Origin of the sequence: Mycobacterium sp. GA-1199 (assembly GCF_001500045.1) — a bacterium.
Lineage (GTDB): Bacteria > Actinomycetota > Actinomycetes > Mycobacteriales > Mycobacteriaceae > Mycobacterium.
Genome location: NZ_LQIX01000034.1, coordinates 220750 through 241942 on the forward strand (window position 1 = coordinate 220750; position 21193 = coordinate 241942).

The 21193-nt window shown below is 65.8% G+C and carries 20 protein-coding genes; 11 read left to right on the plus strand and 9 right to left on the minus strand.

Annotated elements, in window-relative coordinates; translation table 11 throughout:
• Positions 1 to 8: 8 nt before the first annotated feature.
• The 4 genes from AU198_RS19090 to AU198_RS19105 all read right to left on the minus strand — a co-directional run bounded on the left by AU198_RS19090 (position 9) and on the right by AU198_RS19105 (position 3949).
• Positions 9 to 1469, minus strand: a complete 1461-nt coding sequence (locus AU198_RS19090) for an FAD-dependent oxidoreductase (RefSeq protein ID WP_064350214.1) — start codon at positions 1467 to 1469, stop codon at positions 9 to 11.
• A complete protein-coding gene (gene bphC, locus AU198_RS19095) occupies positions 1466 to 2374 on the minus strand; it encodes a biphenyl-2,3-diol 1,2-dioxygenase (protein ID WP_064350122.1) in 909 nt (302 codons plus the stop codon). The genes AU198_RS19090 and bphC overlap by 4 nt, the downstream gene beginning before the upstream one ends.
• The gene (locus AU198_RS19100; protein WP_064350123.1) at positions 2374 to 3555 is read right to left on the minus strand and encodes an acyl-CoA dehydrogenase family protein; all 1182 of its coding nucleotides are present in this window, start codon (positions 3553 to 3555) and stop codon (positions 2374 to 2376) included. Before AU198_RS19100 ends, bphC begins: the two co-directional genes overlap by 1 nt.
• Before the next feature lie 91 nt (positions 3556 to 3646).
• Positions 3647 to 3949: a 2Fe-2S iron-sulfur cluster-binding protein gene (locus AU198_RS19105; protein ID WP_064350215.1), complete on the minus strand. Its 303-nt coding sequence runs from the start codon at positions 3947 to 3949 to the stop codon at positions 3647 to 3649.
• Between the two features lie 130 nt (positions 3950 to 4079).
• Here AU198_RS19105 and AU198_RS19110 point away from each other — a divergent pair, with 130 nt between their 5' ends.
• Positions 4080 to 5696: a flavin-containing monooxygenase gene (locus tag AU198_RS19110; RefSeq protein ID WP_064350124.1), complete on the plus strand. Its 1617-nt coding sequence runs from the start codon at positions 4080 to 4082 to the stop codon at positions 5694 to 5696.
• Here AU198_RS19110 and AU198_RS19115 read toward each other — a convergent pair.
• The gene (locus AU198_RS19115) at positions 5693 to 6568 is read right to left on the minus strand and encodes an alpha/beta fold hydrolase (RefSeq protein ID WP_231744715.1); all 876 of its coding nucleotides are present in this window, start codon (positions 6566 to 6568) and stop codon (positions 5693 to 5695) included. The two genes, AU198_RS19110 and AU198_RS19115, sit on opposite strands and share 4 nt — an antisense overlap.
• Positions 6569 to 6787: 219 nt before the next feature.
• On the opposite strand from AU198_RS19115, the gene AU198_RS19120 reads away from it, so the two are divergent.
• The 8 genes from AU198_RS19120 to AU198_RS19155 are packed head-to-tail and all read left to right on the plus strand — an operon-like array spanning position 6788 to position 16066.
• Positions 6788 to 7597: an MlaE family ABC transporter permease gene (locus AU198_RS19120; RefSeq protein WP_064350125.1), complete on the plus strand. Its 810-nt coding sequence runs from the start codon at positions 6788 to 6790 to the stop codon at positions 7595 to 7597.
• A 9-nt stretch (positions 7598 to 7606) separates the two neighbouring features.
• Positions 7607 to 8464 carry an MlaE family ABC transporter permease gene (locus AU198_RS19125; RefSeq protein ID WP_064350126.1) on the plus strand — a complete coding sequence of 286 codons (858 nt, stop codon included), beginning with the start codon at positions 7607 to 7609 and terminating at the stop codon, positions 8462 to 8464.
• 8 nt (positions 8465 to 8472) lie between these two features.
• On the plus strand, positions 8473 to 9687 hold the full coding sequence (locus tag AU198_RS19130; protein ID WP_064350127.1) for an MCE family protein: 1215 nt from the start codon (positions 8473 to 8475) through the stop codon (positions 9685 to 9687).
• On the plus strand, positions 9684 to 10706 hold the full coding sequence (locus AU198_RS19135) for an MCE family protein (protein ID WP_064350128.1): 1023 nt from the start codon (positions 9684 to 9686) through the stop codon (positions 10704 to 10706). Before AU198_RS19130 ends, AU198_RS19135 begins: the two co-directional genes overlap by 4 nt.
• Positions 10706 to 11788 carry an MCE family protein gene (locus AU198_RS19140; RefSeq protein ID WP_064350217.1) on the plus strand — a complete coding sequence of 361 codons (1083 nt, stop codon included), beginning with the start codon at positions 10706 to 10708 and terminating at the stop codon, positions 11786 to 11788. The genes AU198_RS19135 and AU198_RS19140 overlap by 1 nt, the downstream gene beginning before the upstream one ends.
• Positions 11785 to 13251 carry an MCE family protein gene (locus tag AU198_RS19145; protein WP_064350129.1) on the plus strand — a complete coding sequence of 489 codons (1467 nt, stop codon included), beginning with the start codon at positions 11785 to 11787 and terminating at the stop codon, positions 13249 to 13251. Before AU198_RS19140 ends, AU198_RS19145 begins: the two co-directional genes overlap by 4 nt.
• Positions 13248 to 14525, plus strand: coding sequence for an MCE family protein (locus AU198_RS19150; protein WP_064350130.1), 1278 nt, complete (start codon positions 13248 to 13250; stop codon positions 14523 to 14525). Before AU198_RS19145 ends, AU198_RS19150 begins: the two co-directional genes overlap by 4 nt.
• Complete coding sequence (locus tag AU198_RS19155; RefSeq protein WP_064350131.1) at positions 14525 to 16066, plus strand: MCE family protein; 1542 nt, start codon at positions 14525 to 14527, stop codon at positions 16064 to 16066. Before AU198_RS19150 ends, AU198_RS19155 begins: the two co-directional genes overlap by 1 nt.
• 5 nt (positions 16067 to 16071) lie before the next feature.
• On the opposite strand, the gene AU198_RS19160 is transcribed toward AU198_RS19155, so the two are convergent.
• Positions 16072 to 16578 carry an Rv2253/PknI dimerization domain-containing protein gene (locus AU198_RS19160; RefSeq protein WP_064350218.1) on the minus strand — a complete coding sequence of 169 codons (507 nt, stop codon included), beginning with the start codon at positions 16576 to 16578 and terminating at the stop codon, positions 16072 to 16074.
• Between the two features lie 182 nt (positions 16579 to 16760).
• On the opposite strand from AU198_RS19160, the gene AU198_RS19165 reads away from it, so the two are divergent.
• Positions 16761 to 17195, plus strand: coding sequence for a hypothetical protein (locus tag AU198_RS19165; protein ID WP_064350132.1), 435 nt, complete (start codon positions 16761 to 16763; stop codon positions 17193 to 17195).
• A 62-nt stretch (positions 17196 to 17257) separates the two neighbouring features.
• A complete protein-coding gene (locus tag AU198_RS19170; protein ID WP_064350133.1) occupies positions 17258 to 18121 on the plus strand; it encodes an EamA family transporter in 864 nt (287 codons plus the stop codon).
• A gap of 95 nt (positions 18122 to 18216) precedes the next feature.
• On the opposite strand, the gene AU198_RS19175 is transcribed toward AU198_RS19170, so the two are convergent.
• The 3 genes from AU198_RS19175 to AU198_RS19185 are packed head-to-tail and all read right to left on the minus strand — an operon-like array spanning position 18217 to position 21116.
• On the minus strand, positions 18217 to 19062 hold the full coding sequence (locus AU198_RS19175) for an ABC transporter permease (protein WP_064350134.1): 846 nt from the start codon (positions 19060 to 19062) through the stop codon (positions 18217 to 18219).
• Positions 19059 to 19934, minus strand: coding sequence for an ABC transporter permease (locus AU198_RS19180; protein WP_064350135.1), 876 nt, complete (start codon positions 19932 to 19934; stop codon positions 19059 to 19061). The genes AU198_RS19175 and AU198_RS19180 overlap by 4 nt, the downstream gene beginning before the upstream one ends.
• Before the next feature lie 3 nt (positions 19935 to 19937).
• Complete coding sequence (locus AU198_RS19185) at positions 19938 to 21116, minus strand: polyamine ABC transporter substrate-binding protein (protein WP_064350136.1); 1179 nt, start codon at positions 21114 to 21116, stop codon at positions 19938 to 19940.
• Positions 21117 to 21193: the final 77 nt, after the last annotated feature.

Below are 21193 nucleotides of genomic sequence, written 5' to 3' on the forward strand. Positions count from 1 at the left end.
GCTGGGGACTAGGCGGCCGCCGCGCTCCGCCCCGCCCGCCGGCCGTAGAAGCTTCCGTCGCCCAACGAGATACCGCTCGCGTAGCCCCACGCCGCGAGGCCCGCGGTGCAGCGCCCCGCGGCGAACAGGCCGGGGATGGGCTCGCCACTGACGTGCAAGACCTCCGCGTTCAGCGATGTCTGCAGCCCGCCCAGGGTGAATCCGCCGGTGCTCTCGCGCAGATCGATCGCGCCGACCGGTGTGCCGATCGGTCGCAGCCACTGCGGCTTCTTGTGCAGCAGCGGATCCTCACCCGCGGCGGCGCCGGCGTTGTAGGCGGAGACGGTCGCTTGAAGCGATCCCGTCGGCAACCCCATCTCGGATTCGAGTTCGGCCACCGACTCGCACACCCAGGTCGGCGGGCGCAGCATCAACTGCGGCGACAGCGAGGCCATCGCCTCCTCCTGAGCCTTCTCGTCGATGATCAGGTACGCCGTGTTGTCCTGGTGGTAGAGCGTCAACTGTCCGACCCTGCCGGGATAGGTGTCCTCGGCGACGTAGCGCTGCCCGCGGCCGTTGACGAGGATGCCCCGCACCAACTGTTGCGGATCGATGAAGATGGCCACCTCGGTGGCGTCCATGTGGGCGAGGTCGGCGCCCAGCGCCTGCGCCATCCGGATGGCCTGGCCGTCATGCTGCTCGATGGCGGCGGCGGGTCGGCCGGCGATGCGCGGGGCGTACTGGGCGACCATGGCCTCGTTGTAGGCGAAGCTGCCCATCGCGAGGACCACTCCGCGACGCGCCCGCACGGCGATCTCCTCGCCGTACCGACGCGCGCGAACACCGACCACGCGGCCGTCGGACTCGACGATCAACCGCTGCACGCGGACGTCGTAAATGGCCCGTGCTCCCGCCGCGGTGGCCGTCTCCACGAGCGGCTTCATCAGCATGAAGCCGGCACTCGCCTCGCCCTGCTTCTTGTCCGACATCTGCGGGACGTGTCCCCGCGGTGCGGGCGTGGCAATGGTGTTGAACGGGTAGGAGTTCTCCCCGCCGCTGTACATCAACCCCTGATCGCCCATGGGTTCCCAACCCGGCTCGCCGAAGAATTCCGGCTTGAACCGCACACCGCAGCCGACGAGCCAGTCGAAGTGCTCGAGGCTGCCGTCGCAGTAGTCGGCGATGCGCTTCTCGTCGGCACCGGGCCCCATCGCGACGTTCAGGTAGGCGGCCATGTTCGCGACGGAATCGTCAAAGCCGCAGGCCTTTTGGATGGGTGTGCCACCGCCCAGGTAGATGAAGCCACCGGCCATCGACGCCGCGCCGCCCCACGAGCCGGTTCGTTCGAGGACCAGGACGTCGGCGCCGGCGCGCGTCGCTTCCACCGCTGCCGCGGCACCGGCGATGCCGAAGCCGGCGATGACGACGTCGGCCTCCTCGTCCCACTGCGCGATATCCGCCGCGGGAAGCGGAGTGACGTCACCGTTCACGGGCGCATCGCCGCCGGCAGGTCGGAGACCCACTCGTGACCCCAGTAGCTGTCGGCGGTGATTTCCTCTGCGGTGTAATAGGTTTCGTCGACCCGCATACCGTCGGTGCCGAACTCGATATCCCAGTCACCGGGCGCGCGCACGTAGAACGACACCATCTTGTCGTTGGTGTGCCTGCCCAGCGTCGAGGACAACTGGAAGCCGTCCCTGTTCACCCGGTCGAGTGCCTGTCCGACGGCGTCAAGGCTGTCGACCTCCACCATCAGGTGGATCAGGCCCGGGTCTCGCAACGTCATCGCCGGGCAGATCGCCAGGCTGTGGTGGCGCGCGTTGATACCGAGGAACCGCACGCGCAGCGGCCCGAACTCCGGCGGCGTCGGAACGCGAAACGCCCCGCGCGACTTGAATCCCAGAACCTCGGTGTAGAAACCGAACAGGCCAGGCACGTCGAGGGCCGGCAGCACGACGTGGCCCAACCCCTGATCGCCGGTGACGAACCTGGCACCGTACGGCGTCACCACCGGGCTGTGGTCGAGTACCGCACCGTGGAAGACCTCGGTGGAGGTGCCTGCCGGATCGTCGAACGCGATCACCTCTTCGACCCGACGTGCGTCGGCCTCCTCGAGTGAGAGTTCCTTGACCGCTATGCCAGCGCCGTCCAGAGCGGCCTTCACCCGGGTCAGCGCCGCATGGTCGCGGACTTCCCAACCGACGGTGACGATCTTGTCGACGTCGCCGGGAACCACGATGATGCGCGCGGCGCGCTCGTCCATGCGTAGATACAGCGCGTCGCCGTCGGGGCCGGAGCCCTCGGCGAAACCCAGCACCTTGAACGCGAAGTGGCGCCAGCGCTCGATGTCGGTCGCCTGGACCTTGACATATCCGAGGCTCTTCAGATCGCTCATCAGATCATCGCCCGCAGCGGACCCTGCGGATCCACGCCCAGCGAGCTCAGCGCCGAGGCGTGAAATACCGTGCCGGGCACGTGAATTGCGTGCAGCTGCCCGACATGCACGTCGCGCCAGTACCGCTGCAAGGGCTTGTCCATGCGTGCGGCGTTGCCGCCCGAGCGGGCGAAGATCTCGTCGACGGCGGACACCGCGCGCCACACCGCGCGGATCTGGGTGCGACGTCCGGCGGCCCGGTCCTCGAAGCTGACCTCCTTGCCCGCGGCGACCATGTCGTAGATGCGGTCGGCGTTGGCGAGCAGTTCCTGGCGTGCGGCGTTGATGTCGGCGGCCGCCTCTCCGATGGCGTACATGACGTACGGGTCGTCCTTGATCGCAACGCCGCTGGAGTTCACGCGCTCGCGCTGATAGTCCAGATGCGCGGCCAGCGCGCCCTCGGCGATGCCGATGGTGGCGGCCGAGATACCGAGCGGGAACATCGTCGACCACGGCATCAGGTACAACGGTTCGGTCATACCCGCTTCACGCTGGGCGGTGCCGTCCATCACCTTCATCGCGTCCATCGTGCGGTACTCCGGCACGAACGCATCGCGAACGATGACGTCCTTGGATCCGGTGCCGCGCAACCCGACGACGTCCCACGAGTCCTCCACGATCTCGTAGTCCGACCGCGGCAGGATCATGTGCAGCATCTGCGGTGGCATCAGCGGCTTGCCTTCCGCATCACCGATCATCGCGCCGAGGATGATCCAGTCGCACGCGTCGGTTCCGGAGCTGAACTGCCACCGTCCGTTGAAGAGGTAGCCCCCGTCGACCGGCTTTGCGACGCCCTGCGGCGCGTACGGAGACGCCATCCAGGTGTCGACGTCCTCGCCCCAGACTTCCTCGCCTACCCGCGGATCGGCGTATGCCAGCTGGTACGGGTGCACACCGACCACGCCGTTGATCCAGCCAGCCGCGGGGTCCAGGGCCGCGGTGGCCATCACGGTCTCGGCGAATTCGCGGGGATGGGCCTCGTAGCCGCCGTGCTTCTTGGGCTGCAGCAGGCGGATGGACCCGGCGGCCTTCATCGACTTGACCGTGGTGTCGGTCAAGCGTCCGATCTTCTCGGCCTCGGCGCCCTGGTCTTTGAACTGCTCGGCCAGGTGCATCACCCGGTCGAGTACGCGCTCACTCATGCTGATGTCCTCACTATCGGCTGCACTTGATGGTCTACCGCACCGGACGGGCGAATGGGACGCAATCCCGGTCAGCGGGCGGGGTTTCGGCTCAATACTCGACATGAATGTCGTCGCTGAGCGGTCGGGCCTGGCACCCCAGGATGAGGCCGTCGGCCAGGTCGGCGGGCTCGAGGATGTCGCAGGTGGCCATGTCGACCTCGCCGGACACCACGGTCGCGACGCATGACCCGCAGTGGCCTTCCCGGCACGAGTGCGGGGCATCGATCCCGGCGTCGAGCATCGCGTCGACGAGGGTCTTGTCGCGCGGCCAGCGAAGGTGGTGGCGGGTTCCGTCCAGATCGACGCAGGCGGTGGTATCGACCCGGGTAACGCTGGCCTCGGTCTGTGACATGCGCTGATCTTCACCGTCCGCGGCAACCGGGTCGACCGGTCCTTCCAATGGGCGGAATCTTCCTCGCCCGATTGCCCGGTCATCGGGAAACTCCAGGGGTATCGGCTCCGCCACGCCCTACCGTGGTCGCGTGGGTATCTCCGAGGAGCGGTCGAACGTGGACGCGGTGGTGGTCGGCGCCGGCTTCGCCGGCCTGTACGCGTTGCACAAACTGCGATCGCAGGGCTTGTCGGTGCGGGTGTTCGAGGCGGCGCCGGAGATCGGGGGGACCTGGTACTACAACCGCTATCCGGGGGCGCGCTGCGACGTCGAGAGCGTGGACTACTGCTACTCGTTCGATCCGGAACTCGAGCAGGAGTGGGACTGGTCGGAGAAGTACGCGACGCAGGCCGAGATCCTGCGCTACCTGAACTGGGTGGCCGACAAGCTCGACCTGCGCGACGGCATCACGTTCAACACCCGGGTCATCTCGGCGGTGCTCGACGAGAACGATCTGAAATGGACGGTGACGACCGACGCGGGTGAGGTCGTCGCCGCGCGCTTCTGTGTGATGGCGACCGGTCCGCTGTCGGCGGCGCTGACGCCCGACATTCCCGGCCTCGACGGTTTCGCGGGGGAGCTGTACCACACCGCGCACTGGCCGCACGAGCCCGTCGACTTCACCGGCAAGCGAGTCGCGGTGATCGGTACGGGTTCGTCGGGCATCCAGTCCATTCCGGTCATCGCCGAACAGGCCGATCGCCTCTACGTCTTCCAGCGGACACCCAATTACAGTGTGCCCGCCGGGAATCGACCACTGACCGACGAGGACCGCGCCCAGGTCAAGGCGACCTACGCCGAACGCCGCCGGTTGTCGTGGCGCAGCGGCGGCGGCTCACCGCACATCGCTCATCCGAAGCTGACGATGGAGGCCACGCCCGAGGAGCGCCGGGCGGCGTTCGAGAAACGCTGGGAACTCGGCGGTGTGCTGTTCTCGAAGACGTTCAGCGACCAGATGATCGATATGGCCGCCAACGAGGAGGCGCGCAAGTTTTACGAGGAGAAGATCCGCGCGGTGATCGACGACCCCGAGGTCGCCGAACTGCTCATCCCCAACGACCACCCCATCGGGACGAAGCGAATCTGCACCGACACCAACTACTTTCAGACATTCAACCAACCGCACGTAAAGCTGGTCAGCGTGCGGAAGACGCCCATCGTGTCGATCGACGCGACGGGTATCAACACCTCCGACGCCCACTATGACGTCGACGCGATTGTGCTGGCCACCGGCTTTGATGCGATGACCGGCGCACTGGCCAAGATCGACATTGTCGGCCGCGGCGGTCAGAGTCTGCGCGACGATTGGGCGCACGGTCCGCGCACCTACCTCGGTCTCGGGGTGGACGGCTTCCCGAACCTGTTTCTGGTCTCGGGCCCCGGTGCGCCTGCGGTGCTCGCCAACATGGTGCTGCACGCCGAGGCGAACGTGAACTGGATCGCCGAGGCGATCTCCTACCTCGACGGACATGGTTACACCGCACTCGAACCCACCGCCGCTGCGGTGGACAACTGGATCGCCGAGTGCAACCGGCGCGCGGATGCGACGTTGTTCCCGAAGGCCAACTCCTGGTACATGGGCGCCAACGTCCCGGGCAAACCGCGCGGGTTCATGTTGTTCATTGGCGGTTTCGGTGTCTACCTCGACATCTGCAACGAGGTGGCCGCCGCGGGTTACAAGGGCTTCCGGCTGCTGGGGCCGCCCTAGGCCTCACGGGTCAAGAACGCCAACACCACGTTCTCGAAGGCCTCCTTGGCCTCGATCATCGCCCAGTGCCCGCAATTCGGGAACACGTGTAGCTCGGCGTTGGGGATGGTGCGCATCGGTATCAACGCCATGTCCAGCGGGCTCACCCGATCGTCTCGCCCCCACGTCAGCAGCGTGGGTGCGGCGACCCTGTGCATCTGCGCCCAGGGCAGCGGCGCGTCGCTGCTGCGCATGAACGCCATCATCTGAGCGAAGGCCTTCTTGCCGTACATGCGGCGGGCGGCGGCCAGGGTGTCCGGATCGGTGGCCAACTGCCAGCGTTCCTCGATCAGCTGTTCGGTGACCAGAGACTGGTCGTAGACCATCGAGTTGAGCCAGTCGACCAACCGCTGCCGGGTCGGATCCTCGGTGAACTCCTGGAGCAGCCGGATCCCTTCGCTCGGGCCGGGACTGAAGATGTTGGTGCCGATGCCGCCGATCGTGACCAACCGGCCGATGCGGTCGGGGTTGTTGATCGCGAAGTTGATGCCGACACCGCCTCCCATCGAGTTGCCGACGATGTCAACGTGGTCAACCCCGAGCGCGTCGAGAAACGGTGCGACAGTGCCCTGTGCGGTGATCATCGGATGTCCGCCGAAATCGTCGCTGACCCCGAAACCGGGAAATTCCAGAATCAGGCACCGGAACCGCTCGGCGAAGGTCGGTAGCACGCCGCGGAAGTTGCGCCACCCCGTGACGCCGGGGCCGGAGCCGTGCAGAAACAGCAGCACGGGACCGTCGCCCACGTCGTAGTAGCGCAGCACTCCGGCAGGTGTCGGCGCCTCGCGGCGGTCGTTCTCGACTCGGGCGATGAAGGCTGCGGTATCGGTCACGCCCCTAGCCTGCCACGCGCATATTTCACCGCCGGCGGTTGTTCCGTTCATCGGGCGTCCCGGTAAGCGGGACGCTCACTGTGCCGCTGAACGATTCACTGCGACGCTGCCGATCGAGACACGGGCCGTCGATGCGCCCGCGTAATCAGGAGGCCCGATGTCACCCGCGATCCCGTCAGGGTGTTTCGCGATGACGGCCGCACGCGGAGTCGTGAGGTGATGGCGACCGACGCACCGGAGCGGTGGTCGGCGGGTCTGCCGCCGTTGCGGAATTTGGCCGGGCCGATGCAGGCGGTCGGGGCGTTGTTTGCGATGTCGGCTGATGCGGTGCGGTTTGTGTTTCGCCGGCCGTTTCAGTGGCGGGAGTTTTTGGAGCAGTGCTGGTTCATCGCTCGGGTGTCGTTGGCGCCGACGTTGTTGGTGGCGATTCCGTTCACGGTATTGGTGTCGTTCACGCTCAACATTTTGTTGCGCGAGTTGGGTGCTGCGGATCTGTCGGGGGCGGGTGCGGCCTTTGGTGCGGTGACCCAGGTGGGTCCGATCGTGACGGTGTTGATCGTGGCCGGTGCGGGCGCGACGGCGATGTGTGCCGATCTGGGGTCGCGCACGATCCGCGAGGAGATCGATGCGATGGAGGTGTTGGGCATCAATCCGGTGCAGCGTTTGGTGACCCCGCGCATGTTGGCCTCGGGTCTGGTGGCGTTGTTGCTCAACAGTTTGGTGGTGATCATCGGGATTTTGGGGGGTTACACGTTTTCGGTGTTCATCCAGGATGTGAATCCGGGTGCGTTTGCTGCGGGGATCACGTTGTTGACCGGGGTGCCCGAGGTGATCATTTCGTGTGTGAAGGCGGCGTTGTTCGGGTTGATCGCGGGATTGGTGGCGTGTTTTCGCGGGTTGACGATCACCGGTGGTGGAGCCAAGGCGGTCGGTAACGCGGTTAACGAGACGGTGGTGTATGCGTTCATGGCGTTGTTCGTGATCAACGTGGTCGTCACCGCCATCGGCATCCGAATGACCACGGGCTAACGGCATATCATGGGCACCGCAACGATTTTGCGCACGACGTATCCCCGCTTGAGCCGCCAGGCCCAGCGGCCGGTCGACTTTCTCGGCCGCATCGGCGATCACATGTTGTTTTATCTGCGGGCGCTGGCAGGGGTCCCGCATGCGGCGGTGCATTTCCGCAAGGAGATTGTGCGGTTGATCGCTGAGATCTCCATGGGCGCGGGCACGTTGGCGATGATCGGTGGCACGGTCGCGATCGTGGGGTTTTTGACGTTGGCTGCCGGTGGGACGCTGGCGGTGCAGGGGTATTCGTCGCTTGGCGATATCGGTATCGAGGCGTTGACGGGCTTTTTGGCGGCGTTCATCAATGTGCGTATCGCCGCGCCGGTGGTGGCCGGGATCGGGTTGGCGGCCACGTTCGGGGCCGGGGTGACCGCGCAGTTGGGGGCGATGCGCATCAATGAGGAGATCGACGCACTCGAGTCGATGGCGATCCGGCCGGTGGAGTATCTGGTGTCCACCCGCATCGTGGCCGGCATGGTGGCGATCACTCCGCTGTATTCGATTGCGGTGATTTTGAGCTTTGTGGCCAGCCAGTTCACCACGGTGGTGTTGTTCGGCCAGTCCGGCGGGCTGTACGACCACTACTTCGACACCTTCCTCAATCCGATCGACTTGTTGTGGTCGTTTCTTCAGGCGGTGCTGATGGCGATCACGATCTTGTTGATTCACACCTACTTCGGCTACTTTGCCTCCGGCGGTCCTTCGGGTGTGGGGGTCGCGGTCGGTAACGCGGTGCGCACCTCGCTGGTGGTCGTCGTGTCGGTCACCTTGCTGGTGTCACTGTCCATCTACGGTTCCAACGGCAACTTCAACCTGTCGGGATAGGTGGAACGTTGACCAGCAACCACGAGCCACCGACACAGCCGCGTGAATACGCAAGGCCGATAGCGGGTTTCGTTGCCATCGCCGCAATCGCAGCGGTCGTCGCCATCGCCGTCGCGCTCTTCCGGGGGGATTTCACCAGCACCGAGCCGGTCACCGTCATCACCGACCGCGCCGGTCTCGTGATGAATCCCGATGCCAGGGTCAAACTGCACGGCGCTCAAGTCGGCACCGTCTCCGCCATCGAACCGCTCCCTGGCGGGAAGGCCGCTATCCACCTCGCCATGGATCCCTCCGCGATGGAGTTGATTCCGGCCAACGTACGTGTCGACATCGCATCCTCGACGGTGTTCGGCGCGAAATCCGTTGCCCTGGTGCCACCATCGGATCCGTCTCCCCAATCGCTGCGGGCGGGCCAGGTACTCGACGCCGATCACGTGTCGGTCGAGATCAACACCATATTCGAACAACTCGTCTCCGTGCTGAACAAGATCGAGCCGGCAAAACTCAACGAGACACTGGGGGCGTTGGCCTCCGGGCTCAGCGGCCGTGGCGAGAAGTTCGGGCAGGCGCTGTCCGACCTGGACACCATGCTCGCAAAGCTCGACCCCAGTTTGGAGAACCTCAGCCACGACATCGCGGTCCTACCAGAAGTTCTCGACGCGTACGCCGACGCGAGCCCGGATCTCCTGGCAGTCGTGGACAGTGCGTCGGCCATAAGCGACACGATCGTCGAGAAGCAGCACGATCTCGACGCCCTGCTGCTCAGCGCGATCGGGTTCGCCGAGATCGGCAACGAAGTACTGTCCGACAACCGGCACGCGATCACTGAAGTCCTCGACCTGCTCGTGCCCACGACCGACCTGACCAGCCAGTATCACCCAGCCCTGAATTGTGTGCTGGCAGGCATGGTTCCGTTGGCCACGGCGGCGCCCTCACCAGTTCCTGGGGTTCTACTGCTGGATTCCTTCGTGCTGGGCTCCGAACGGTACCGTTACCCCGGGAACCTGCCGAAGGTGGCGGCCAAGGGCGGCCCCCAGTGCGCGGGTCTGCCTGACGTGGGATACGAAACGCGGGCGCCCTACGTCGTCAGCGACATCGACGCCAGCCGTGCGCAGTACGGCAATCAGGGCATCCTGTTGAACTCCGATGCGCTCAAGCAGGCACTGTTCGGCCCGATCGACGGTCCGCCGCGAAACACCGCACAGATCGGGATGCCGGGATGAGCGGGGTGGGCATAGCGATCAAGCTCGGTGTCTTCTGCACGGTGATGCTGCTGTTGACCGGCGCGCTGTTCGCGATCTTCGGCCAGTACCGCACGGGGTCGTCGAACGACTACTCGGCGGTGTTCACCGATGTCTCGAGTCTGAAAACCGGTGATTCGGTGCGGGTTTCGGGAATCCGAGTCGGCACAGTCCACGATGTCTCACTGCGACCGGACAACACCGTCGTGGTCAGCTTCGACGCCAGTACCGACATCGTGCTCACCACCGGCACCAAGGCCGCGGTGCGGTACCTCAACCTCGTGGGGGATCGCTACCTCGAACTCCTCGACGGCCCCGGCTCCACCAGGGTCGCCGGACCGGGGTCCGAGATCCCCGCCGAGCGCACCGAGCCGGCATTGGACCTCGACCTTCTCCTCGGCGGATTGAAACCGGTTATCCGCGGCCTGAATCCCGACGACGTGAATGCCCTGACCAACTCGCTGATCCAGATCCTGCAGGGCCAGAGCGGCAACGTGGAGTCGTTGTTCGCCAAAACCGCTTCATTCACGACCGCGATCGCCGACAACGGCCAGATCGTCCGGGAGCTGATCGACAACCTGAACGCGGTGATGGCGACCGTGGCCAAGGACGGGGACAAGTTCTCCGGCGCGGTCGACCGCCTCGAGAAGCTCATCACCGGTCTGGCCACCGACCGCGACCCGATCGGGGAGGCCATCACCGCGCTCGACAGCGGGACCGCCTCGCTGGCCGACCTGATGACTCAGGCACGCCCGCCGCTCGCCGGCAGTATCGACCAACTCAACCGGGTGGCTCCGTTGCTCGAGAAAGACAAACCGCTGCTGGACATCTCACTGCAGAAGCTGCCGCAGAACTACAAGAAACTGGTTCGTCTCGGCGCTTACGGAAGCTTCTTGAACCAGTACCTTTGCGGTATCTCGGTGCGGGTCACCGACCTGCAGGGCCGCACCGCCCACTTCCCTTGGATCCTCCAGCAGAACGGAAGGTGCGGGGAACCCTGATGCTGAAATACCGTGGTGCCTCGTTGATCCGGGCTGGATTCATCGGCGTGACACTCGTCATCCTCGTCATCGCGATCGGGCTACAGCCGGAACGGTTGTGGTCGTGGGCGACCGCCATCAGGTATCAGGCCTTGTTCACCGAGGCTGCAGGCCTGGCTCCGGGAAACGACGTCAAGGTCTCGGGTATGACGATCGGATCGGTATCCGATGTGACGCTGAGCAAGGGCAAGGCGTTGGTGACGTTCACCGTCGACGGAAAGGTCGGCCTCGGATCGCAGACCACGGCGCACATCCGCACCGGCACACTGCTGGGGGAGCGGATGATGACGCTCGACCCCGCGGGCGACGAGCGCATGAAACCGTTGGATGTGATTCCGCTGTCGCGGACCTCCTCGCCGTACTCGTTGACCGAGGCGGTCAGTGAGTTCACCGCGAACACGGCGGCGACCGACACCGCATCCGTGAACCGGGCCCTGGACACGCTCTCCGAAACGATCGACCGGATCGCGCCTCAGCTCGGTCCGACCTTCGACGGCCTGAGCCGGCTGTCTTCGTCACTGAACGGCCGCGATGAGTCACTTGGTGAGCTGCTCGCCAGCGCCGCCGACGTGACCGGCGTGCTGTCGGAGCGCAGCCAGCAGCTCAACACCCTGCTCCTCAACGCCAATGACCTGATGGGTGTTCTCGAACAGCGTCGACACGCGATCGTCAACCTGCTGGCCAACACCTCGGCCGTGGCTGAGCAACTGAAGGGTCTCGTGCACGACAACGAACAGGAGATGGCCCCAACGCTGCAGAAGCTGAACTCGGTCTACGACATGCTCCAGCGCAATCGCGACAACATCGCCAAGGCACTCACCGGTTTGTCGAAGTACCAAGTGACACAAGGTGAGGCGGTCAACAACGGCTTCTACTACAACGCCTTCGTCGGCAACCTCCTGCCCGCCCAGTCGCTGCAACCGTTCCTCGACTACGCGCTCGGCTACCGCCGCGGCGTGAACGCCGGTCAGCCGCCCGACAACGCGGGGCCACGGGCCGAATTCCCATTCCCGTACAACGGTATTCCGGGAGGGTCGCGATGATGCGGCGCAAACCTCTGACGGCCGCACTGCTGATCGCACTGACGGGCCTGCTCGTCGCCGGAGTCGCCGTCGTCGTGCGACAAGGATTCTTCGGCCCCAGAACCATCACGGCGTACTTCAGCTCGGCAACCGCGATCTACCCCGGCGACGAGGTCCGCGTCGCGGGGGTGCGGGTCGGCACCATCGAATCGATCGAGCCCGACGGGGCGCACGCACGCATGCGGCTGTCCGTCGACCGCGACGTGCCGATCCCCGCCGACGCCAAAGCCGTGATCGTCGCGCAGAACCTGGTCTCAGCGCGCTACGTCCAGCTCGCCCCCGCCTACGAGACGAGCGGACCCACCCTGCCGGCCGACGCTGTCATCGGCGTCGACCGAACGGCGGTGCCCGTCGAATGGGATGAGGTGAAGACCCAATTGACCCGGCTGGCAACCGATCTCGGCCCGCAAGGCGATATTTCGACGACATCTGTGAGCCGCTTCATCGACAGCGCGGCGAACGCCATGGACGGCAACGGTGACAAGCTGCGCGAAACCATCACCCAGCTCTCTCAGGTCGGCCGGATTCTCGCCGACGGCAGCGGCAACATCGTCGACGTCATCAAAAACCTCCAGACCTTCGTCACCGCACTGCGCGACAGCAACGCCCAGATCGTGCAATTCCAGGACCGCCTGGCCACCGTCAGCAGTGTGGTCGACGCGAGTAGGTCGGATCTCGACGCGGCACTCACCCACCTGTCCGAAGCCGTCGGCGAGGTGCAGCGGTTCATCGCCGGCAGCAGGGATCAGACTGCCGAGCAGATTCAGCGGCTCGCCGACGTCACACAGAACCTCTCCAACAACCGGCTTGCGTTGGAGAACGTGCTGCACGTCGCGCCCAACGCCATCGGCAACGGCTACAACATCTACAACCCCGACACCGGGACCATGATCGGCGGCTTCGCACTGGCCAACTTCGCCAACCCAGTGCAACTGGTGTGCTCAGCGATCGGAGCGGTGAAGAACGCGACGGCGCCGGAAGCGTCCAAAGCCTGTGCCGAATACCTCGGCCCCGCACTGCGCCTGCTCAACTTCAACTACCTGCCGATGCCGTTCAACGCCTATCTGCAGAAGTCGCCCAGCCCCGGCAACCTGATCTACTCGGATCCGGCGCTCGCTCCGGGCGGAGCGGGTGAAAGCCCGCTGCCGCCCGAAATCGCGCCGGCTGTATCGGCTTACACCGGTGCGGGTGACACGCCGCCGCCACCGGGTTGGAGCACCCCGGCCGGTCCGCCCGGCGCCTACGCGCCCACGGGGCTGCCCGCCGCTCCGCAACCAGCGCTGTTCCCGGGCGCACCGGTTCCGCCGGGCCCACCGGCGGCCGCGCCCCAACCGACCTCTCTCGAGGACATGCTGTTGCCGGCGGAGGCCGCGGCCACACCGTCGACGGCGGCCCCTCCCACGGGAGGTGGTCCAACGCCATGACCCTCGCCAGATCGATCCGACGCCTCGTCACCACGGTGTGCTGCGCGGCCTTCGTGGTAACCGGGTGTGAGTTCGACGGAGTCAACTCGTTGCCGCTGCCCGGCACGGTCGGCCGTGGGGAACACGCCGACGTATACCGCGTGCAGATCCGCAACGCCGGTTCGCTGGAACCGAATTCACCCGTGCTCATCGGTGATGTCGTGGTGGGCAGCATCGGCAAGATGAAGGTGACGAACTGGACCGCCGACATCGAGGTCTCGGTGCGACCCGACGTCGTCGTCCCGGCGAACGCGGTGGCTACGGTGGGACAGACCAGCCTTCTCGGGTCCATGCATCTCGCACTCGACCCGCCGCTTGGCCAAGCGCCCAGTGGAGAACTCGAACCCGGTTCGACCATCGGAGTGAACAGGTCGTCGACGTACCCGTCCACCGAACAGACGCTGTCGTCGCTGTCGGTCGTGCTCAACGGCGGTGGCCTCGGCCAGATGGGGGACATCGTCCGCGAATTCAACGCCGCGCTGAACGGACGGGAAGGCCAGATCAGGGACCTGCTGGTGCGGCTCAACGATTTCGTCGGAATGCTCGACACCCAACGTGACGACATCACCGCATCGATCGCGGCCATGAACCGGATGTCCGGAACTTTCGCATCGGAGCGCGACGTGATCAGCGGTGCACTGCAACGCATTCCGCCAGCGCTCGACGTCCTGGTCAAGGAACGGCCTCGGATCACCGAAGCGTTGGACCGGCTCGGTCGGTTCAGCGACACCGCCACCGGACTGATCAACGACACGCAGGACGACCTCGTCCGCAACCTCGCCAACCTCGAACCGACGCTTCGCGCGCTCGCCGACGTCGGACCGGACCTGGGTACCGTCCTGGCCTACGCGCCGACATTCCCCTACACGCAGAGCTTCATCGACCGTGCCATACGCGGGGACTACATGAACCAGTTCATCATCTTCGACTTCACCATCCCGCGGCTCAAGAGAGGGCTCTTCCTGGGCACCCGCTGGGGGCAGGAAGGAGCGCCGATGGTGCCCGCTCCTGGCGACCCCTGGTACCTCACCTACACCCTCGATCCGTTGAAGGCGCCGATCACCGCGACGCCCGCCGAGGTGGCAGGTTTGCCGCCACTGGTGGAAGCTGGTCAGCGACAGGCGGATTCACAGCTTGCGGTGGACCACGCGTCAGGGACAGCACCCAGGCCGGTGCCTGAAGCTTCAGCCGCGACCGCCGACGCGGTGGGCGCCGGGGGAGCGGAGGGCAACTGATGCTGACTCGATTCATCCGCAATCAGCTGATCGTCTTCACCATCGCTTCGGTGGTCGGCATCACGTTGATGTTCTTCACCTATATGCAAGTACCGACACTGCTGGGCATTGGTCGCATATCGGTGCAATTGGAGTTGCCGGGCACCGGAGGCCTTTATCGGTTCTCCAACGTGACGTACCGCGGGGTGCAGGTGGGCAAGGTCCTCGATGTGTGGCCCACTCGGGACGGTGCCGTCGCGACGCTGTCGCTGAACACGTCGCCGAAAATCCCGGCCGATGCGAAGGCGAACGTGCGCAGCGTGTCGGCGGTCGGGGAACAGTATGTGGATCTGATCCCCGAGAACGCGAACGGCCCTTTCCTGCAGAATGGTTCGGTGATCCCGCGGCAGAACACATCGGTGCCGCAAGCCGTCGGCCCGATGCTCGATCAGGTGAGCGCACTGGTCGACAGCATCCCGAAGGACAAGATCAGCGGGCTGCTCGACGAATCGTTCAGGGGCCTTGACGGAACCGGTTACGACTTCGGTTCGCTGCTCGACTCCTCGGCGACGATTCTCGGCGACGGCAATGCGGTCGCCGACCGCACCCGCGCGCTGATCGACGACAGCGGTCCGCTGCTGGACGGCCAAGCGCAGTCGGCCGACGCCATCCGCAGCTGGGCGCGCAGCGTCGCGGGGATCACCGGACAACTCGAGGCCGACGACGCCCAGATGCGTACGCTCCTCGATGTCGGTCCCCGCGCGGCCGACGAGGCGTCGCAGCTGTTCAACCAGGTCAAGGCGACCTTGCCGGTGTTGCTGGCCAACCTCGTCACCGTGGGCCAGGTGGGGGTGACGTATCACGCCGCGCTGGAACAGCTTCTGGTGCTGTTCCCGCCGTACGTGGCGGCCACGCAGACAGTCGGCGTGGCGCGAAACAATCCCACCGGCATGGCGCTGGGCGATTTCACGTTGGTGATCAGCGATCCGCCCGCGTGCACGGTCGGATTCCTGCCGCCCAACATGTGGCGATCACCCGAGGACGAGACGATCGTCGACACACCCGACGGCCTCTATTGCAAACTGCCGCAGGACTCACCCATCGGCGTGCGCGGTGCGCGGAACTACCCGTGTCTCGGCCAGCCCGGCAAGCGCGCCCCGACCGTCGAAATGTGCCGCAGCGACAAGCCGTTCGAGCCGTTGGCAATGCGTCAGCACCCGCTGGGCCCGTACCCGATCGATCCCAGCCTGATCGCCCAGGGGGTCGCACCCGACGACCGCGTCGACTTCAGCGAGCGGATCCACGCCCCGCTGGAGGGCACGCCGATGCCACCAGCGGAAGCGCCTCGAGAAACACCGCCCGCGACGGCGCCTGCCGGCGGCGCTCCGGTCGTGGCACCGAGCTCGTCGCGGTCCGGTGGCGGACCGTCCATCGCCTTCGCGCCCTACGATCCCCAGACCGGCCAATACGCCACGCCCGACGGCAAGGTCTTCCGACAGGCCGACCTGACCGCGCCCGCCGGCACGCAGTCGTGGCAGGACCTACTCGTCCCGAACGGATGAATCGATCAGCCCGTCACCTTGACGAGCTTGAACGGCATGTTGATGAAGACCGGCTTGCTGACCCCGCATGCGCCACTCGGGCCGGTGGTCTGGTCTTCACCCGCCAAGGTCGTCGACGCGGGGTCGGTCATGCTGCCGTCCTCGTTGACGGGGACGAACCGGAACACCTGCAGCCCCGGGGCTGCCGTGCCGTCCGGGCACGGCACCCAGTTCTCGACCGTGTGCTTGACGTACCAGACGCCGCCCGTCTTGTAAATCGGTGCGGTCCAACCGAAGTCGCTGATCACCGTGCCCGTGCACTCGGTCGGATAGCTGCATGTCGTCTCGATGGTCCAGGTGCTGCGCAGGCTGGCCTCATCGCGAAACACCTCGTTGGTCTTGGCGTATTCGCCGTTGGAGGTGGCGGTGTAGCGGCCGTTGAGGCCCCAGTCGTGCTCGGTGGCGTGGGCGACGGCGGCCAACCCGATACCCGCCGCGACGGCAGCGACGCCGCACCCCGCAAGTCCGGGCATCCGCATCGTCGCCTCCTTAGCGATCGTGATGAAGCATCAACCTAGGCGCTGGTCTCGGGTCGAGTGTGACCGTCGTCCGCTCAGCGGAACGGCCGAATCCCGCTGAGCGGCATCATCGCCGTGGGTAGGCGCGCACCTGCGGTATCAAGGACCTTTGCCGCGCCCGCCGTCCGGAGGTCAACATGAAAGCCGCGCTCGTGGGCTTGGCACTCGCTTTGGTATCCGCGTTTGTCCCTGCCATCGCCCACGCCGACACTCCGTATGGCAACTTCCATCTGGTGATCGACGGGCGATACGACTTCCACACCTGGCTGTGGGCGGTGTCGCGCTGCCCCGGCGAATGCGTGCACGTACAAGCCATCCCGCAGCCCAATGCGAAGGCGTTCCCCTACAGCGGCGACGCGCGGTTGGTCGACGGGCGCTACACGTTGACGGTCGACGTTCCCGACGGTCTGCGGTGCGGCAACGTCTACTACGGGCCGGTGGTCCCGACCCGCGACGTCTACTCGTGGGATGCAGTGACGCGATCGGGCACGCTCGAGTCGTCGTTCGCGACCGGGTGTGACGGCGCGCCGGGAGGAACCTTCACCTACCCGTTCAGCCTCGCACGCCTGTAGACGTCGCCGCGTCTCGGGAAATGGCGTGGACGTGAACGCCCGACGTCCCGTTGAATGCCAGCATGGTGAGCCAGGCCCGCAGCGGGGTGCTGATGGCGGTCGCGGCGATGCTGTCCGTGCAGACCGGCGCCGCGGTCGCGGTGATGTTGATCGACCGCATCGGTGCCGAAGGCGCGGCGTGGCTGCGTCTGGCGTGGGCGGGCGTCCTGATGCTCCTGATCGTCCGGCCGCGGCCAAGGGCCTTCACCTGGGCGAGCTTTCGCATGTGCGTGGTGCTCGGCGTGGTCACCGCGGGCATCACCCTGCTGTTCATGGCCGCGTTGGCCCGCATTCCGTTGGGCACCGCCAGCGCGATTGAATTCCTCGGCCCGCTGGGCGTCGCCGTTGCGCACGGCACCGGGCGCAATCGCCTGGTGTGGCCGGGTCTGGCCGCGGTCGGAGTCGTTCTGCTCACCCAACCGTGGGCGGGCCATGTCGACCCGGTCGGCGTCCTGTACGCGCTGGCTTCAGCTGCCTGCTGGGCGGCCTACATCCTGTTGACCCAGCGGGTCGGTGATGAAGTGGTGGGGATGTCGGGACTGGCGGTGTCGATGCCCGTCGCAGGCATCGTGGCCACCCTGGCCGTCGGCCACCTGGTGCTGCCGCGGCTTTCGGTGGACATCCTGTTGATCGGGATCGGCTTGGCGATCCTGCTGCCCGTCGTGCCGTTCGCGCTGGAACTGCTGGCATTGCGCCGACTGACCACCGCCGCGTTCGGAACGCTGATGGCGCTCGAACCGGGCTTCGCGATGGTCATCGGCCTGCTGATCCTGCACCAGGTGCCCGAACCGCTCGGCGTGCTCGGCATGTGCTTCGTGGTGGCCGCCGGTATGGGCGCCGCGCGCACCGGGGCCCGCACACCGCCGGTCCCCGTCGAAGTGGCGTGAAGCGCCGACGGGCGTGCGTAAACTGCCGAGGAATCGCGGCGTGTCGTGGGCAGACTCGCACGCTCGCGGTGAGGGGAGGAGGCGACGTAGCGTCGCTAGACGTCGATCCGCTTGCGTCGGTACAGCGTTCCCGCCGCCAGCAGGACGAGGCTGATTACCAGGATCGCCGTGGCGAGGACGTTGATCTGCGGCGGTACCGCGGCCTTCACCGCGGCATTGACGTACAGCGGATAGGTCACCGTCGAACCGCTGACGAAGTAGGTGATGATGAAGTCGTCGAGCGACAACGCGAACGACAGCATGCCCGCTGCGACGATGCCCGGAACGATCAGCGGCAGCGTCACCCGAAAGAAGGTGCGCGTGGGGCTGGCGCCGAGGTCCATCGACGCGTCCTCGAGCGTCCAGTCGAAGCCGCGCACCCGTGCGCGCACGGTCATCGCGATGAAGCTGACCTCGAATGCGATGTGCGCCAACACGATCGTCGTGTAGCCGGTGGCCCAGCCCAGGTCGAGGAACAGCACCAGCAGCGCGGCACCCATGACCACCTCGGGCGCCGTCAGCGGCAGGACGAGGAACGTGTCGACCGCGCGCTGTCCCCGCCACCGTTGCCGCACAAGGGCTATGGCCACCAACGTACCCAGTACCAACGCGACCGCGGTGGAGACCGCGGCGACGTTGATGCTCAGCTTCAGCGCCTCGGTCAGCGCGGGGTACTTGAACGGATCGGCCCAGTTGTCCAGGGTGAAACCCTGCCAGGTGTAGTTGAACTTGCCCTTGGGATCGTTGAACGAGAACAGCACGATCACGAAAATGGGCAGAAACAAATACATCAGGACGAGCCCCGCGACGATCCGCAGCAGCCAGTCGCCCCACCGCGGCGATCCCTTGACTCTTTTGGCCGGCGTGAGGCTGGTCGCCGCTTCCATCGCCTGGACGGTCATACGAGTTCCTCCGTGCCCAACGCCCGGGTGTAGAGCAGGACACCCACCAGGATGATGCCCATCAGCACCATGCTCAGCGCCGCCGCGGCCGGATAGTCCTTGACGACCAGGAACTGCTGCTGAATCACGTTGCCGATCATCGTCGTTTGGGTGCTGCCCAGATACTCGGCGTTGATGAAGTCACCCGCGGCCGGGATGAAGACCAGCAGGCTGCCGGCCAGCAGGCCGGGAAGCGACAGCGGCAGGATGACCTTGGTGAAGCTGCGGGTGTTCGACGAGTACAGGTCCTTGGAGGCTTCGATCAGCCGCGGATCGATCTTCTCCAGGCTGACATACAGCGGCAGGATCATGAAGATGATCCAGTTGTAGGTGAGGCCGCCGATGACCGCCCAGCTCGTCGACAACAGCCGCCCGTCGGCCGGCAACAGCCCGATCGCGCCCAGCGCCTCGACCACCCAACCGTTGTCGGCCAGAATGGTTTTCCACGCGATCGTGCGGATCAGGAACGTCACGAAGAACGGCAGGATCACCAGGCCCAGGATGAGGTTCTTGAAACGCCCGGCCTTGAACGCGATCACATACGCCAGGGGAAACGACAATAGGATGCACAGCACCGTCGCGGTGGTGGCGTAACCGAACGACCGCAGTATCTGCTCCTGATACTTGCTGAACGCCTCGGCGTAGTTTCCGAAGTCCCATGAGAATGTCAGTGTCGGAAGGAAAATGGAGCCGCTGGTCGTCGACAGCGACATCCGCGCCAGGGAGATGAACGGGACGACGAAGAACACCGCGAGGTACACCATCGCGGGCAGGATCATCAGATACGGGGCGATCCTGCTGCGCTGTCGGCCGCTACTGGCGACTCCTGCCATGCATCAACCGCCGGTGACTTCGGCGTACATCGAGGCGTACTGCTGCTTCTGCTCGTCCTCGAGCGGAGCCCAGGCCGTGATCCGGTCGAGGGTGGATTGGGGAGGATTGATCAGCTCGTTCTTGCCCAGATTCGGATCGATCTGGTCGAGTTCGGCGGTCATGTCCGAGAGGACCGGAACGAACTGTGTGAAGGCGATGAGCTTGGCGTAGTTGGCCCGGTCGTAGACGAAGTCGATCCACGCCTCGGCGGCCTTCTGGTTCTGCGTGGTGTAGGGGATCACCATGACGTCGAGGAAGTCGGTGCCGCCGGATTCGGGAACCACGAACTGCAAGTCGGGGTTGTCGGCCTGCAACTGCACGACGTCGCCCGAATAGGCTTGCGCGATCACGACATTGCCCGCCGCCAGGTCGTCGGCGTAGTCGTTGCCGGTGAACCGGCGGATCTGACCGCGGTCGTTCTGTTCGCGGACGAGGTCCACCGCCTTGCGCACCGATTCGGTGCTCGGCGAGGCAGGGTCCCCGCCCTGGGACTGCATGACCATGCCCAGGCCGTCCTGGAAGTCCGAGAGCATACTGACGCGGCCCTTGAACGCCGGGTCCCACAGGTCGTCGATCTTGGTGATGTCGCGGCCGGTGGCGGCGCGGTTGTAGGCGAGGCCGACCATGCCGGTCATGTAGGGCGCGCTCCACTTGCGGCCCGGGTCCATCTGTGCGTCGAGCAGGTCGGGTCGCAGGTTCTTCTTGTTGGGAATGCCGTCCTCGCTGAAGTCGTTGACCCAGTTCAGCTTTCGGATCTGCGAGGCCATGAACGCGGTCGGCACCACGAGGTCGGTGCCGATGTCCTGTTTGCGCGACAACGGTTCCTTGACCTTGGCGAACCACTCCTCGTTGTCGTTGAAGTCCTCCTTGTAGTCGACGGTGATACCCGACGCCTGCTGGAAGGCGGCAATGAACCCCTCGGCCATGTAGAGCGGCCAATTCGAGATCCGCAGTGTGCCGCTCGCCGGCCCGCCTTCCTGAGTCGTGGTACCGGAGGTGCCGCTGTCTGATCCGCATGCCGCCAGGAACGACGGGCCGAGGACCACGGCGGCGGCCGCAGCGGCGCCTCCGCCGATGAAGCGGCGGCGCGACGTGCGGTTGGCGGCGAAGCGGGCGAGGCGGGGATCCATCTCATGGGGCATGGCGGGCTGTGCCTTTCGTCGGAGGGAGGGGAGGGGCCGACAACTTCCGAGTCGCCACTCGGGGCGGTGCCGGATCG

Bases quoted from the DNA above. Each gene is read 5' to 3' on its own strand.
- bphC (WP_064350122.1), bottom strand. From the start codon at position 2,374: ATGAGCGATCTGAAGAGCCTCGGATATGTCAAGGTCCAGGCGACCGAC.
- AU198_RS19100 (WP_064350123.1), bottom strand. From the start codon at position 3,555: ATGAGTGAGCGCGTACTCGACCGGGTGATGCACCTGGCCGAGCAGTTC.
- AU198_RS19105 (WP_064350215.1), bottom strand. From the start codon at position 3,949: ATGTCACAGACCGAGGCCAGCGTTACCCGGGTCGATACCACCGCCTGC.
- AU198_RS19120 (WP_064350125.1), top strand. From the start codon at position 6,788: ATGGCGACCGACGCACCGGAGCGGTGGTCGGCGGGTCTGCCGCCGTTG.
- AU198_RS19125 (WP_064350126.1), top strand. From the start codon at position 7,607: ATGGGCACCGCAACGATTTTGCGCACGACGTATCCCCGCTTGAGCCGC.
- AU198_RS19135 (WP_064350128.1), top strand. From the start codon at position 9,684: ATGAGCGGGGTGGGCATAGCGATCAAGCTCGGTGTCTTCTGCACGGTG.
- AU198_RS19140 (WP_064350217.1), top strand. From the start codon at position 10,706: ATGCTGAAATACCGTGGTGCCTCGTTGATCCGGGCTGGATTCATCGGC.
- AU198_RS19145 (WP_064350129.1), top strand. From the start codon at position 11,785: ATGATGCGGCGCAAACCTCTGACGGCCGCACTGCTGATCGCACTGACG.
- AU198_RS19150 (WP_064350130.1), top strand. From the start codon at position 13,248: ATGACCCTCGCCAGATCGATCCGACGCCTCGTCACCACGGTGTGCTGC.
- AU198_RS19155 (WP_064350131.1), top strand. From the start codon at position 14,525: ATGCTGACTCGATTCATCCGCAATCAGCTGATCGTCTTCACCATCGCT.
- AU198_RS19160 (WP_064350218.1), bottom strand. From the start codon at position 16,578: ATGCCCGGACTTGCGGGGTGCGGCGTCGCTGCCGTCGCGGCGGGTATC.
- AU198_RS19165 (WP_064350132.1), top strand. From the start codon at position 16,761: ATGAAAGCCGCGCTCGTGGGCTTGGCACTCGCTTTGGTATCCGCGTTT.
- AU198_RS19170 (WP_064350133.1), top strand. From the start codon at position 17,258: ATGGTGAGCCAGGCCCGCAGCGGGGTGCTGATGGCGGTCGCGGCGATG.
- AU198_RS19175 (WP_064350134.1), bottom strand. From the start codon at position 19,062: ATGACCGTCCAGGCGATGGAAGCGGCGACCAGCCTCACGCCGGCCAAA.
- AU198_RS19180 (WP_064350135.1), bottom strand. From the start codon at position 19,934: ATGGCAGGAGTCGCCAGTAGCGGCCGACAGCGCAGCAGGATCGCCCCG.
- AU198_RS19185 (WP_064350136.1), bottom strand. From the start codon at position 21,116: ATGCCCCATGAGATGGATCCCCGCCTCGCCCGCTTCGCCGCCAACCGC.